Below are 14,430 nucleotides of genomic sequence, written 5' to 3' on the forward strand. Positions count from 1 at the left end.
ATGGTCCGTTCGTCTAGGGGTTAGGACGCCAGGTTTTCATCCTGGTAACAGGGGTTCGAATCCCCTACGGACTACAATTTAATTAATGAGATAAGAAATAGAGTTATGGCAAATCATAAGTCGGCATTAAAGAGAATACGTAGTAATGATGTGAAGCGTTTAAGAAATCGCTATCAGCATAAAACTACCCGTAATGCCATAAAGAAATTAAAAGCGGCTGATAAGGCGGAGGCAGAGAAGCTATATCCTTCTGTTGTTTCAATGATCGATAAATTAGCGAAGAAAAATGTAATTCACACTAATAAAGCAAGCAATTTAAAATCTAAATTAGCAAAGCACGTTGCTGCTCTGTAAGTTTTAGTTAGTGTTCAAAAATTTTGAAACCTTCCTTTTTTGGAAGGTTTTTTTATTTTTAGCTAGAGCTGAAGTTTTTATAGCTTTTAGTAATAAAAAAAACCGATTGGTATAATATATCAATCGGTTTTTATGTTGAGTGTCTTACGATTCTTCTATCCGTTCATCGAGATAAGAAATTCTTCGTTGTTTAAACTGTTTCTTACTTTGTCGTTTATAAACTCCATGGCCTCTATAGGATTCATATCTGCTAGATATTTTCTAAGTACCCACATACGCTGAATTGTATTTTCATCGTGTAGCATATCATCTCTACGGGTACTTGAAGAGGTAAGGTCTATGGCAGGGAATATTCTACGGTTAGCAATTTTACGGTCTAACTGCAGCTCCATATTACCTGTACCTTTAAATTCTTCAAAAATTACTTCATCCATCTTAGAGCCTGTATCGGTTAAAGCGGTCGCTATAATAGATAAAGATCCTCCTTTTTCAATATTTCTTGCCGCACCAAAAAAGCGTTTTGGTTTGTGTAAGGCATTTGCATCTACACCACCACTTAGTACTTTTCCGCTGGCGGGTTGTACAGTGTTGTAAGCTCGTGCCAATCGAGTAATAGAGTCAAGTAAAATTACTACGTCGTGGCCGCATTCAACCAAGCGTTTTGCTTTTTCTAGTACGATATTGGCAACACGAACATGTTCGTGCGCTTCTTTGTCAAAGGTTGAAGCAACAACTTCACCATTTACGTGGCGTTGCATGTCGGTTACTTCTTCTGGGCGCTCATCTATTAATAGAACGATCTGATAAACTTCTGGGTGATTGGCTGCAATGGCATTAGCGATATCTTTCAATAACATCGTTTTACCAGTTTTTGGTTGCGAGACAATCATACCTCTTTGCCCTTTTCCTATAGGAGAGAATAAATCAATTATGCGCGTAGACAAATTGCTTTCTCTTTCGGCCAGTTTAAACTTTTCTTGTGGAAATAGAGGAGTAAGATGCTCAAAAGATACACGGTCTCTAACCACTTGTGGGTCTAAACCATTTATTTTACTAATTTTGATTAACGGAAAATATTTTTCGCCTTCCTTTGGAGGTCTTATTTGTCCTAAAACAGTATCTCCAGTTTTTAACCCGAATAGTTTAATCTGTGATTGAGAAACGTAGATGTCGTCGGGTGAAGAAAGGTAGTTATAGTCTGATGAGCGTAAAAAGCCGTAACCATCTTGCATAATATCTAGAACCCCTTCACTTTCTATAATGGCATCGAACTCATAATTGGGCTCGCGGTATTTATTACGTTTATCTTTGTTACCATTTTGTGATTTATTTTTATGCTGAGGGTCTTTTTTATCGTTTGATCGATCGCTCTGCTTTTTACTTTGCTCGTGTTTGGGGTGCTGGTTTTGCCTTTCTTTTTGGTGATTTGAGCGACCAGAATTAGAATTAGAGCTCTCGTTTGCTTTTTTTCCTTGATCAGGATGCGAAGTGGTCTTTTTAGTTTGTTTGGAGGGTTGTTTTTTAGATCTATCTGATTTTTGATCTTTCTCTCCTTCTTTATGAGGAGATTTTTTTAGAGGCTTTGAATGATTGTTTGGTTTTTCTTCCTTTCTAGCCTCTGCAATATTTTTTTCTTTAGGTTTTGTTTGTGGCTCTTCCTCGCTTAACGCCTCCTTGGTTTTGTGCGGGTTTGCCGCTTGGTAATCTAAAATTTGATAAACTAAATCTAATTTTTTTAAGCGGTTGTACTTAGGTACATTGAGCGATTTGGCAATTTCTTTAAGCTCGGGTAGCTTTTTTGCTTTTAATTCTGATATTTCTAACATCTATTGAAAAAATATATTATTGAATGTTTTGTGTTAAAACCAAAACCTATATGTGAAAAACGACGGTTTGGTAAAATGTATGTTTTTTTTGAAAAAATTATGAAGTTCTAAGTAACCTTGTTTGAAGTGGTTACGCATAGATACTGCAATAATACAATTTTATTTTCTTTTTTAGGGTTTTCAAATACAATAAATATTATATTTTTGTATCCATATCAAAAGATAAAAATGATTCAACGCATTCAAAGTATTTATTTATTGCTGAGTTTGGTGGTTAGTGTTATGGCGTCATTTGTATTTAGCTTGTGGTTGAACCCCAATGCAAATCCAATTTATGCCACAGACCTACCTTATGTTTTAGCCGGACTTCTGTTGAGTGCTTTATTGGCATTGGTAAGTATCTTTTTATTTAAAAATAGAAAATTGCAGTTTGTTATGAACAGACTCAACATCATATTAAACTTTATTTTACTAGGATTTTTCGTGTACTGGTCTCTAATCGTACCTGGAGAGATGAATATCTCAGAGAAAGGTATTGGGTTGTTTCTTCCTATCATTTCTATCGTTTTTTTAGTGTTGGCTAATAAAGCCATCAAAAAGGATGAAGCACTTGTAAAATCTGTAGACCGATTGCGATAAACCTAATATCTTAGTAGTATTAGTGCGTAAAAACCCAGTGATTTTCACTGGGTTTTTTATTTTAATTTTCCACGTTGGCCTAGTTCAATAACTTCGAGTTTTTCAATTTTGTCTCCATTAATTTCAAAACGAAGCATGGTACGAACGGTATGAAAACCGTGAGTTCCGCAAGCACCAGGGTTCATATGTAAAACGTGATTATTTTTATCATACATCACTTTTAAAATGTGCGAATGCCCACAAATAAAAAGCTGAGGCTTCTCGGCTTGAATTAATTGCTTTGTTCGGGCATTATATTTTCCTGGATAACCGCCTATATGAGTCATGTATACTTTCACCTGTTCGCAGTAAAAAAACAAATCTAAAGGGAAACTACGCCGAGCTTTATCATCGTCTATATTGCCGTATACAGCCCTTAAAGGTTTTATACTATTTAAAGTGTCGGTTACATCTAAATTTCCAATATCGCCGGCGTGCCATATTTCATCCGCTTGACGGGCATAAGTAATTATGCGTTCATCAAGATGTGAATGAGTGTCACTTAAAAGGAGAATCTTTTTCAAAAAATAAGAGGTTTTTAACAGGGTTTAATGCTTTAAGACCCACATGGTCTACAGATTCTTGTATCTTTGCAAAGCAAAAATAGGTAAATAGATTGAGGTATTTTATCGAATTGGCTTACAATGGTACAGCTTATTTTGGCTGGCAGAGGCAGCCGAATGTGATTAGCGTACAAGAAGTCTTAGAAGACAAACTGCAAATTGCTTTACAAAATTATACGCCGGTTGTGGGTGCAGGTCGTACCGATGCTGGTGTGCATGCCAAGCAGTTGTTTGCTCATTTTGATTATGATGAAACCTTAAACGCAACAGAGTTCTGTTACAAAATGAATACCCTGTTACCGAAAGATATTGCGATTTCTCAACTTTTTGAGGTGCCAGATGAGGCACATGCGCGTTTTGATGCGACTGCACGTAGTTATGAATATATGATTGATATGCAAAAGAATCCTTTTACAAATCAAGGAAGCTATTTTGTGAAACGTACTTTAGATATAAAGAAAATGCAAGAGGCGGCCGATATTTTATTGGATTATACCGATTTTGAATCTTTTTCAAAAGTAAAGACAGATGTTTTTACTTTTGATTGCTCCATTATGCACGCTAGTTGGAAACAAGTAGGGCATCAGCTTATTTTTAGTATACAGGCAAATCGGTTTTTGCGTAATATGGTAAGAGCCATAGTAGGAACTTTATTAGAGGTGGGTTGCGGGAAACGCGAACCGAAAGCAATGCACCAAATCATTCAATCTAAAAACAGGTCTAATGCTGGAGCTTCTGCGCCGGCTCGAGGTCTTTATTTAACGCAGGTTGATTATCCTGCACATATTTTTACAAACCATGGCAAATAAAAAGGGTAACGCATTTGATTTTAGGTTGTTTAAGCGTTTACTCACGTATACTAATCCGTATAAAAAGACCTTTTACTTTGTAGCTTTTACAGCTATTTTGCTCTCCTTACTTGGGGTGGTTAACCCGTATTTAACCAAGGTAGTCATTAATCAAAGCATAGTACCAAAAGACGCGAGTTTACTGGTTAACTTTATTATGCTAATGTTAGGAGCTTTAGTGTTAGAAGTGCTTACTCAGTTTGGATTTATTTACTTTGCGAATTGGCTTGGGCAGCAAGTTATACGGGATATACGGGTTAAATTGTTTGCTCATATGCTGCAGTTTAAAAAGCAATATTATGATCAATCTGCTGTAGGTAGATTGGTTACTCGTGCAGTAAGTGATATTGAAACTATTGCAAGTATTTTTAGCCAGGGGCTTTTCATGATTATTAGCGATTTATTGAAAATGCTTGTGGTAGTTGGGTTTATGTTATATCAAAGCTGGAGGTTAAGCCTCTTGGTTTTTCTAATCTTACCGCTGATTATTTACGCTACACGTGTTTTTCAGAAAAAAATGAAAGTGGCTTTTGAAGAGGTCAGAACACAGGTTTCTAATCTCAATACATTTGTACAAGAAAGGCTTACAGGAATGAAAATAGTGCAGATTTTTCATCGAGAGAAAGTAGAATATGCTCGGTTTAAAGCCATTAACGAGAAACACAAAAATGCTTGGATTAAAACAGTTTGGTACAATTCTATTTTTTTTCCTATCGCAGAAATGGCAACTTCGATTGCGATAGGATTAGTAGTTTGGTTTGGAGGCTTAAGGGTTGTAGCGGGCGAAGAATTAAATTTGGGTATAATTGTCATGTTTATCCAGCTTATACAAATGTTGTTTAGGCCTTTACGACAAATAGCCGATAAATTTAATACCCTGCAAATGGGAATGGTAGCCGCAAATCGGGTTTTTGCGGTTTTAGATACCAAAGCCATAATAAAAGATCAAGGGACTCAAATAGCAAAAAATCTTCAAGGAGATATTGAATTTAAACAAGTGAGCTTTGGTTACATACCTGATGAGTTAGTGCTTAAAGGGATTGATTTGAAAGTGAAAGCTGGAGAAACGGTAGCTATTGTAGGTGCAACTGGTGCTGGTAAAAGTACTATCATAAATTTATTAAGTAGGTTTTATGAAATTAATGGAGGGAGTATTAGCATAGATGGTATTGATATAAAAGAGTTTCAACTAAAATCTTTACGAAATGAAATTGCCGTTGTTTTACAAGATGTTTTTCTTTTCGCCGATACGATTGAGAATAATATCACATTAGAAAACCCGAAGATAAGCTTAGAGGATGTCATTGCTGCAGCGAAAGAAATTGGCGTACACGATTTTATCAATACCTTACCAGGGAAGTATCAATATAATGTAAAGGAAAGAGGCTCAATGTTGTCTAGCGGGCAACGGCAATTGATTGCGTTTTTAAGGGCCTATGTAAGTAAACCAAGCATTTTGGTTTTAGATGAGGCCACCTCTAGCGTAGACAGTTATAGCGAACAATTGATTCAAGAGGCTACCGATAAGATTACCCAAGGAAGAACCTCAATAATAATAGCACACCGGTTGGCAACCGTTAAAAAAGCAGATAAGATCATTGTCATGGATGCGGGTAAAATTGTTGAAATAGGAACACATCAACAATTGCTTCAAAAAGAAGAGGGGTATTACAAAAGCCTTTATGAAGTACAGTTTCTCGAATACGATTTATAATAGTTAATGAAATAGATGAAGTTTAAGAAAGGTCTTCTTCTAATTTTTTTTCTAGCTCCTCTAAATCATCGTATAAATCAAAACTTCCATCTTTGATATAGGAGGTATGCCCAGTTTCTTCACTAACCACTAAGGCAACAGCATCTGTTTTTTCGGTAATTCCTATAGCAGCTCGATGCCTTAACCCAAAACGCAGCGGAATGTTTCTATCGTTAGAAACAGGTAAAATAACCCTTGTTGCTGTGATAGTATTGTCTTCGATAATCATAGCTCCGTCATGTAGAGGAGAGTTTGGATAAAAAACAGATTCTATAATAGGCTGGTTTACTTTAATGCGCATACTATCTCCTGAGCTTTTTATAAAATCTAAACTTGTATTTCTTTTAATAACAATTAGCGCACCAGTGTTGTTTTGACCCATTTTCTGGCAAGCCTTAATTATCGATTTAAAATCGGTTTCAAGTTGATTACCATTGTTTTTATTGAATTTAAACTGACGTAGAAAGTTGCGCCTACTACCAAAATTGGTTGAGCCAACCATAAGTAAGAATTTTCTTATTTCTTGCTGAAAAACTACAATTAAGGCGAACATTCCGGCCCCAATAAACTGTCCTAATATGCTGCTTAGCATCTCCATTTGAAGCAATTGGGTTAATTTCCAGACAAGGTAAATAATTACAATGCCTATAAATATATTAATGGCTGCACTGCCCTTAACCAAGCGATAAACATAATATAGTAGTATAGCTACTAATAAAATGTCTATAATGTCTAATATTCTGAGTTCTAAAAAACTAATGCTATCCAAAAAAAATGATTTTCGTAAATTTATAAATTAATCTTTAAGTTGATCTAGTATACGCACACATTCTTTAGCTTCTTTAACATCGTGAACCCGAAGAATCTGTGCACCCTTTTGTAGCGCCAGTGTGTGTAAGACCGTAGTTCCATTTAAAGCGTTCTGTGCATTTGAGTCTAATAGCTTGTAAATCATTGATTTTCTTGAAACGCCAATTAATATTGGTGCTTGCAGTTGCTGCAAAAGAGCAAGTTCATTCAGCAAGGTATAATTTTGAGAAAGAGATTTAGCAAATCCGAATCCTGGATCTATAATAATATCATTAAGACCAAGATCACGAGCTTGCTGTATTTTCTTTGAAAAGTAAAAAATAATTTCTTGAGTAAGATTTTGGTATTGCGTTAAGCTTTGCATGGTTTTTGGGTTTCCTCGCATATGCATCATAATGTAGGGCACTTGTAGTTTGGCTGCTGTTGATAACATAGCCTGATCTAATTCTCCTGCAGAGATATCGTTAATAATTGCTGCTCCTGCGCCAATGCTCTTTTCGGCCACCTCACTTCTAAAAGTGTCTATTGAAATAAGTGTCTCGGGAAAATGTTTTAGAATAAGCTCTATTACTGGTAGCACGCGCTGGCACTCTTCAGTTGCACCCACTTCTTTTGCTCCTGGTCGAGAACTATATCCGCCAAGGTCAATAAAATCAGCTCCTTCGCTAAGCATTTTTTCAGTTTGCCGAAGTATTTGTATTTCAGATTTATATTGTCCACCATCATAAAAAGAATCGGGTGTTAGATTCAATATACCCATTATTTTAGGTGAACTCAAATCGATAAGGCTTCCTTTGCAATTAATTGTCATCTTAAAAATTGATTTTTATAATTATAAATGCGAAATTTACGCAAAATTCATCTTTTCTATGCAACAAACAGCGCAGCAATACGATGCCGTAATCCAAAAATGTAGAGCTCTTTTTAGTCAGAAAATGCAAGATTACTCCAGCGCATGGCGTATTCTGCGATTACCTTCACTAACCGATCAAATATTTATTAAAGCACAACGCATTCGCGGATTGCAAGAAAATCAAGTTCAAAAAGTTGACGAAGGGGAAATTCCAGAATTCATAGGCATTATTAATTACAGCGTGATGGCTTTGATTCAGCTTAAAAAAGGTGTTGCGCAGCAACCTGACTTGTCATTAGAACAAGCTCTAGAAGTTTATGACGAGCAAATTGCCTTAACCAAACAGTTAATGTTGAATAAAAACCACGATTATGGCGAAGCTTGGCGCGAAATGCGGGTAAGCTCTTTAACCGATTTGATTTTGCAAAAATTATTGCGGGTAAAACAAATCGAAAATAATCAAGGCAAAACGTTGGTTAGCGAAGGTATTGATGCTAATTATCAAGATATGGTGAATTATGCCGTATTTGCCCTTATTTTACTTAATTTCAATCAGCAAAAAAAATAATTATGAAAGCAGTTGTAAACTTTGCACGCATATTTGTAGGTGTACTTTTTATCTTCAGTGGTTTAGTAAAACTTAATGATCCCGTAGGTTTTTCGTTTAAGCTACAAGATTATTTTGCAGCCAGCGTTCTTAATCTGCCTTTTTTAGTGCCTTATGCATTGGCTTTGGCGGTTTTTATTGTAATTTTTGAGGTGCTTTTGGGTGTAAATTTACTACTCGGTTACCTAAAAAAATTTACTAGCTGGAGTATATTACTAATGATTATTTTCTTTACATTTTTAACCTTTTATTCGGCTTACTTTAATAAGGTAACCGATTGCGGATGCTTTGGCGATGCGATCCCCTTGACGCCCTGGGAGAGCTTTTATAAAGACGTTGTTTTAAGTGTGCTTATTCTTATAATTTTCTTTAATCAAAAATATATACAACCTATTTTTAACCCAAATTCTCATAAATGGATATTTTTTGCGGCTTTTATAGGTTGTTTGGGCTTAGCTTATCACGTCTTAATGCATTTACCGGTTGTAGATTTTAGAGCCTATAAAGAAGGGGTTAATATTCAAGAGGCCATGCGAGTTCCAGAAGGCGCACCAGAAGCAATTTACGACTACCATTGGAAATTCAAAGTGGATGGTGAGGAAAAAATTTACACTACTCAAGGCAGCTACCCGCCAATTGATGGAGAGTTTGTTGAGGTAGAAACCGAAATGGTAGCTGAAGGTTATGTGCCACCAATCCACGACTTTGCATTAGAAATAAACGGTAAAGATTTAACCGGCCAAATATTAAATGAACCAAAGGTTTTAATTGTTAGCGCTTATAATTTATCTAAAACCGAACGTAAAGGTTGGGCAAAAATCAAACCAGTTCTCCAACAGGCTCAAGAGAAAGGTTATAAAGTAATAGCTTTATCGGCTTCTGGAGCGGCAGAATACCAAGAAATTAATAAAGATTTTCAACTAAACCTAGATTTTTATTTTGCCGATGAAACCACTATTAAAACTATTGTTCGTTCTAACCCCGGTTTGGTTCTGCTTCACGAAGGAACCATCAAACAAAAACTGCATTGGAATGATGCTCAAAAAATTGCATTAGATTAAATTTTGATAACATACATTGGTAAAAAGATAGTTTATGCAGCCTTAACCCTTTGGGGGGTAATAAGTGTAATTTTCTTATTGTTTCAAGTTTTACCCGGCGATCCCGCTCAAATGATGCTCGGTCAGATTGAAAGTGAAGAGCAATTGCAAATCATTCGAGAAAAATATGGATTTGACCAAAGCTTAGCCACACAATACGGGTATTATTTAAATGACTTGTCACCCATATCGGTCCACGCAAATAACAAGTCACATTACACCGCTCTTAGTACAGGAAAATATGATGCTATCGCTTTGTTCAAAACAAACTCTTTTACTTGTGTTGTCAAAAGACCTTATCTACGAGAATCCTTTCAAAAAAACAATAAACAGGTCGGACAGGTGATTGCCGAAACGCTTCCCAATACAATTGTTTTAGCATTTTCGGCAATAAGTATTGCTTTGCTCTTGGGTGTTTTTTTTGGCATTTTATCGGCTTTGAGAAAAGACTCTTGGATAGATCAAAGTATTCAAGTACTAAGTACGGTAGGTATGAGTGTCCCTTCATTTTTTAGTGCCATTATATTTGCATGGCTGTTTGGGTTTGTTTTGCACAACTACACCGGTCTGAATACCACAGGAAGTTTATATGAGTTAGATGATTTTGGTGAAGCCAATCAATTACAACTTAAAAATTTAATACTACCCGCTTTGGTTTTAGGGATTAGACCCTTGGCTGTAGTAATTCAATTAATGCGAAATTCTCTGCTCGATGTGTTGAGTCAAGATTATATTCGTACTGCCAAAGCCAAAGGTCTTAATACCTATCAAATAGTATGGAGGCACGCTTTAAAAAACGCTATGAATCCGGTTGTAACTGCCATTTCTGGTTGGTTTGCTTCAATGTTGGCAGGGGCAGTTTTTGTTGAATATATCTTTGGGTGGAATGGTTTAGGAAAAGAAATTGTAGACGCACTAAACACCTTAGATTTACCAATAATAATGGGCGCGGTAATTGTGATAGCGTGTATGTTTATGCTTATCAATATTTTGGTAGATGTAATTTACGCCTATTTAGATCCAAAAATAAGAACGAATTAAATAAAAAATTATGCGAGATAAAATTATTGCAGGAAACTGGAAGATGAATAACAACCTGCCCGAATCAATAACTTTGTTAGAGGCTTTAAAACAAAATGAAATGCATTCAGAAGTTAAAGTGATGGTTGCACCTAGCTTCCCTTTGTTATTTCCAGTCAAAGAAATGCTAAAAGATTCTGTTATAGAAGTAATTGCACAAAACTGTAATGCACATAAGCAGGGAGCGCATACGGGAGAGGTTGCTGCATCCATGCTAACCAGTATTGGAGTAAAAACTGTGATTATAGGGCATTCTGAACGCAGACATCTGTATAATGAAACCGATGAAATATTGGCGAGAAAGGTAAATACGGCGCTAGAAGAATCGATGCAAATAATTTTTTGTGTGGGAGAGGAGCTAGAGGCTAGAAAAGCCAATCGTCAAAATGAAACCATTAAAAGCCAACTTGAAAATAGTCTCTTTCATCTAAATGCAGAGCAAATGAAGAGCGTTATAATTGCCTATGAACCGGTTTGGGCAATTGGAACTGGTGAAACGGCTACTCCCGAACAGGCCCAGGAAATGCATGAGTTTATCAGACAACAGATCACTGAGCGCTTTGACGCTGATTTATCTGAAAATACCTCTATTTTATATGGTGGTAGCGTAAAGCCTAACAACGCCAAAGAACTTTTTTCAAAACCCGATGTAGATGGCGGATTGATAGGTGGTGCATCGCTTAAAGCGGATGATTTTTCAGCTATTATAAATGCTTTTTAATGTTTTCGAGCATCAATATTTTGAAACTGCTCCATTGTGAGCAGTTTTTTTATGACAAAAGTCACTATTTAAAAAAATAAGAGAAATTTATTGAGATGATTTTTTACTTCTAAATGCTAACTTTAATCAGGTTAAAAACTGGTGTAGATTTTTTTGAAAGATAAATTGATACGTATTTATAACTATGCTTGCTGTAAGTTTTTGAAAATTAAAATCTTATAGTTTGGGTTGATAAAGCTATAAGATAAAACTATTCTGTTTTTTTATCTTTTAATCCTTTGTGATTTAAAGCAAATAAAATTATTGAGATAGGGCTTAAGATAAGGCTGATTTAAGTCATTTTTATCACTTTAAACTAAAACTAAATTTGCTAATAAATAACAAATAAATTCTAATTTTAAATACTATTAATTATGAAAAAGGTAGTTTTAGCATTATTAGTGGCTATGCTCGTACCGTTTGTGGGTCAAGCACAAGAAATCTCAAAAAATGAGCAAACCGATTATTCTAAATGGCAATTTAGGCTTAGGGGTGTCGTAGTTACTCCAGATGAAAGTGCCAATATCGAGGCTATTGGTGGAGATGTTGACATTTCAACAACAGTAATTCCAGAATTGGATATCACTTATTTCTTTACTAAGAATATTGCAGCGGAATTAATTTTAGGGACGACCAAACACGAGGTCTCGGCGATTAATACGGCTGTTGGAGAAATAGATTTAGGTTCAGTATGGTTATTGCCACCTACTTTAACCGCTCAATATCACTTCTACAATGGTAATTTCAAGCCCTATTTGGGGGCAGGGATTAATTATACCATATTTTATGGAGAAGACGAAGGTCCTGTTGCCGATAATTTAACCTATGATAACAATGTTAGTTTCGCCTTACAATTGGGTCTAGATTATACCTTAAATAATAATTGGTTTCTAAATTTAGATGTCAAAAAATTATTTTTAAATACAGATGTAGAGGTAGACGCTACCAGTGCACTAGGGGCAACTGTTGGGGCAGATGTTGATATTAATCCTTGGTTAATAGGATTTGGTGTAGGATATAAATTATAATTTAAAGTAAATAGATAGATAAAACCTGGTGAGATACCGGGTTTTTCTACTTATTTAAATTATTGATTTTATTTTTTAGTTCTTGCATAGAAGCCTGCAATTCCCGCAAAATGCCATTGTCTGAGTTGGCATCTAGATTAAAAGTAAGTTTAGAATTGACTTGCCATAATTCCTGAATTTCAGCAACATTAACTTCAAAGGCAGGATACTCGTCATTAAAAGAAATTAATCGAACACGGCTAGGATCCGCTAACTTATGCAACTTTTTTACCACTACACTATCATACATTACCACCACATACACACGGTGGTCATTGGCATCACTTATACTTGGTACTGCCTTGGCCAACACCCACTCATCTGGTCTAAAATTGGGCAGCATACTATCTCCTTCTATTTGAAACCCTCTATAAGTTGCATTTCTAAATTGAGGAAGCGGCATATCAAAAGCGGGCAATTGCCTGTACCAATCAACATCTTGAACATTATGAGGGTAACCTGCAGCAGCTTTTTGGTTTACCATTACAATGTTTTCATTTTCCTCAGAATTAAGGCTAATTACCTTTGGCATGGTATCTACTCGATGCAGAGGCAAACGCTTTTGATTGCTTTCACCAAACAACCATAATGGATTTATACTAAACTGCTTGAGTAACTCCATTACTACACTTCCGCTAAGTTTAGTTCGACCGCGTTCAATATCGGCAGTTGAGGTTTTAACACCTAAAAGAGAAGCGAACTCGGCTTGAGTTGCACCTTGCTCTTCTCTAATTTCTTTAAATCGACGTATTTCTATTGGTAATTCCATATCCAAATATACATTATTTGGCGGATATTTTCCAAAACTTATTCGGTTTATTTCCGTTTAAACGGATTTAATCCGTAAATTTGTATAAAATCCATATAAATGAATTTTGATAGAATCAAAGAAAAACTTAGCATACTAGCCGATGCCGCCAAATATGATGTTTCTTGTTCGAGTAGTGGCAGCAAACGAACCAACAAGAAAAAGGGTTTAGGCGATTCAAGTGGAATGGGGATTTGCCATACCTATACGGCCGATGGTCGATGCGTTTCACTGTTAAAAATTTTGCTTACCAATCATTGTATTTTTGACTGTGCTTACTGTGTAACGAGAAAAAGCAATGATATTAAACGTGCCGCTTTTAAAGTACAAGAAGTAGTCGATTTAACAATCAATTTCTATAGGCGCAATTATATTGAAGGACTTTTTTTAAGTTCAGGTATTTTTAAAAATGCCGATTATACGATGGAACGCCTCATCTTGGTTGCAAAAAAATTGCGGTTAGAAGAAAACTTCAACGGCTATATTCACTTAAAATCTATTCCTGGGGCGAGTGATGATTTGATGTATGAGGCAGGCTTGTATGCCGATCGACTTTCGGTAAATATAGAGATTCCTACTCAAAATGGGTTAAAATTACTGGCTCCCGAAAAAAACCGCGAAGATTTTTTAAAACCCATGAAAAAGGTGCGTAATGAGATTGTTAAGTATAAATCTGAAAAAAAACTGATTAAAAGTACGCCAGTGTATGCGCCGGCCGGGCAAAGTACGCAAATGATTGTAGGGGCCACCAATGAAACCGATGCCCAAATTATGTATACTGCTGCTCATCTTTATAAAAAGTATAAAATGAAAAGGGTGTATTACTCGGGGTACGTTCCTATTTCTTATGATTCTCGACTTCCCGCAATTGGTACAGAGGTGCCCATGCTTAGAGAGAACCGACTTTATCAAACCGATTGGTTACTAAGATTTTACGGCTTTTCAATCGATGAGTTATTAAATCAGAAACATCCTAACTTAGATAGTGATATAGACCCAAAATTAAGTTGGGCCTTACGAAATTTACATCTTTTTCCTGTAGATATAAACAAAGCTGATAAACAACAACTCGCGCGCATACCTGGTGTGGGACTAAAGTCTGTTTACAAGATTCTGCAAGCCAGAAAGTACCGGAAACTAGGATGGCATCACCTAAAGAAAATGGGTATTGCTTTGAATAGAGCACAATATTTTATGGTATGCGACTCTCGTGATTTTCTAAAGGCCGATATGAGTGCGCAACAAATAAAATCAAATATACTTACTCAAGGAAAAAGCAAATACAAGCCATTGTTTAATTCACAATTAAATTTATTTGAATAA

Annotated in this window: 15 protein-coding genes and 1 tRNA gene; 11 read left to right on the forward strand and 5 right to left on the reverse strand. The window is 35.8% G+C overall.

Annotated elements, in window-relative coordinates; all coding sequences use genetic code 11:
* Positions 1–2 precede the first annotated feature (2 nt).
* Positions 3–74, forward strand: a tRNA-Glu gene (locus ACH2AZ_RS09715).
* 31 nt (positions 75–105) lie between these two features.
* A complete protein-coding gene (gene rpsT, locus ACH2AZ_RS09720; RefSeq protein WP_147860608.1) occupies positions 106–354 on the forward strand; it encodes a 30S ribosomal protein S20 in 249 nt (82 codons plus the stop codon).
* 155 nt (positions 355–509) lie between these two features.
* On the opposite strand, the gene rho is transcribed toward rpsT, so the two are convergent.
* A complete protein-coding gene (gene rho / locus ACH2AZ_RS09725; RefSeq protein WP_394907699.1) occupies positions 510–2,180 on the reverse strand; it encodes a transcription termination factor Rho in 1,671 nt (556 codons plus the stop codon).
* A 228-nt stretch (positions 2,181–2,408) separates the two neighbouring features.
* Here rho and ACH2AZ_RS09730 point away from each other — a divergent pair, with 228 nt between their 5' ends.
* Positions 2,409–2,819, forward strand: coding sequence for a DUF4293 domain-containing protein (locus ACH2AZ_RS09730; protein ID WP_379043309.1), 411 nt, complete (start codon positions 2,409–2,411; stop codon positions 2,817–2,819).
* A gap of 56 nt (positions 2,820–2,875) precedes the next feature.
* On the opposite strand, the gene ACH2AZ_RS09735 is transcribed toward ACH2AZ_RS09730, so the two are convergent.
* Positions 2,876–3,382: a metallophosphoesterase family protein gene (locus ACH2AZ_RS09735; RefSeq protein WP_394907700.1), complete on the reverse strand. Its 507-nt coding sequence runs from the start codon at positions 3,380–3,382 to the stop codon at positions 2,876–2,878.
* A 92-nt stretch (positions 3,383–3,474) separates the two neighbouring features.
* Here ACH2AZ_RS09735 and truA point away from each other — a divergent pair, with 92 nt between their 5' ends.
* Together truA and ACH2AZ_RS09745 are read left to right on the forward strand one after the other, a co-directional pair.
* Positions 3,475–4,230 carry a tRNA pseudouridine(38-40) synthase TruA gene (gene truA / locus ACH2AZ_RS09740; RefSeq protein WP_394907701.1) on the forward strand — a complete coding sequence of 252 codons (756 nt, stop codon included), beginning with the start codon at positions 3,475–3,477 and terminating at the stop codon, positions 4,228–4,230.
* On the forward strand, positions 4,220–5,983 hold the full coding sequence (locus ACH2AZ_RS09745; protein WP_394907702.1) for an ABC transporter ATP-binding protein: 1,764 nt from the start codon (positions 4,220–4,222) through the stop codon (positions 5,981–5,983). Before truA ends, ACH2AZ_RS09745 begins: the two co-directional genes overlap by 11 nt.
* Positions 5,984–6,005: 22 nt before the next feature.
* Here ACH2AZ_RS09745 and cdaA read toward each other — a convergent pair whose 3' ends face one another.
* On the reverse strand, positions 6,006–6,782 hold the full coding sequence (gene cdaA, locus ACH2AZ_RS09750; RefSeq protein ID WP_379043572.1) for a diadenylate cyclase CdaA: 777 nt from the start codon (positions 6,780–6,782) through the stop codon (positions 6,006–6,008).
* Positions 6,783–6,818: 36 nt separating this feature from the next.
* Complete coding sequence (folP, locus tag ACH2AZ_RS09755; RefSeq protein WP_394907703.1) at positions 6,819–7,643, reverse strand: dihydropteroate synthase; 825 nt, start codon at positions 7,641–7,643, stop codon at positions 6,819–6,821.
* A gap of 58 nt (positions 7,644–7,701) precedes the next feature.
* Between folP and ACH2AZ_RS09760 the strand changes: the two genes are divergently transcribed.
* From ACH2AZ_RS09760 to ACH2AZ_RS09780, 5 genes are all read left to right on the forward strand, one after another.
* Positions 7,702–8,253, forward strand: coding sequence for a DUF1599 domain-containing protein (locus ACH2AZ_RS09760; protein ID WP_379043294.1), 552 nt, complete (start codon positions 7,702–7,704; stop codon positions 8,251–8,253).
* 2 nt (positions 8,254–8,255) lie between these two features.
* The gene (locus tag ACH2AZ_RS09765) at positions 8,256–9,353 is read left to right on the forward strand and encodes a BT_3928 family protein (RefSeq protein WP_394907704.1); all 1,098 of its coding nucleotides are present in this window, start codon (positions 8,256–8,258) and stop codon (positions 9,351–9,353) included.
* Positions 9,354–9,356: 3 nt separating this feature from the next.
* Positions 9,357–10,433, forward strand: coding sequence for an ABC transporter permease (locus ACH2AZ_RS09770; RefSeq protein ID WP_394907705.1), 1,077 nt, complete (start codon positions 9,357–9,359; stop codon positions 10,431–10,433).
* A gap of 10 nt (positions 10,434–10,443) precedes the next feature.
* The gene (gene tpiA / locus ACH2AZ_RS09775; RefSeq protein WP_394907706.1) at positions 10,444–11,193 is read left to right on the forward strand and encodes a triose-phosphate isomerase; all 750 of its coding nucleotides are present in this window, start codon (positions 10,444–10,446) and stop codon (positions 11,191–11,193) included.
* Between the two features lie 413 nt (positions 11,194–11,606).
* Complete coding sequence (locus tag ACH2AZ_RS09780) at positions 11,607–12,260, forward strand: OmpW family protein (protein ID WP_379043283.1); 654 nt, start codon at positions 11,607–11,609, stop codon at positions 12,258–12,260.
* A gap of 46 nt (positions 12,261–12,306) precedes the next feature.
* Here the strand turns inward: ACH2AZ_RS09780 and ACH2AZ_RS09785 are convergent, their stop codons facing one another.
* The gene (locus ACH2AZ_RS09785) at positions 12,307–13,068 is read right to left on the reverse strand and encodes a helix-turn-helix transcriptional regulator (protein ID WP_394907707.1); all 762 of its coding nucleotides are present in this window, start codon (positions 13,066–13,068) and stop codon (positions 12,307–12,309) included.
* 99 nt (positions 13,069–13,167) lie between these two features.
* Here ACH2AZ_RS09785 and ACH2AZ_RS09790 point away from each other — a divergent pair, with 99 nt between their 5' ends.
* Complete coding sequence (locus tag ACH2AZ_RS09790; protein ID WP_394907708.1) at positions 13,168–14,430, forward strand: putative DNA modification/repair radical SAM protein; 1,263 nt, start codon at positions 13,168–13,170, stop codon at positions 14,428–14,430.

It is taken from the genome of uncultured Mesonia sp., from assembly GCA_947499595.1.
In the GTDB taxonomy this organism is placed as follows: domain Bacteria; phylum Bacteroidota; class Bacteroidia; order Flavobacteriales; family Flavobacteriaceae; genus Mesonia; species Mesonia sediminis.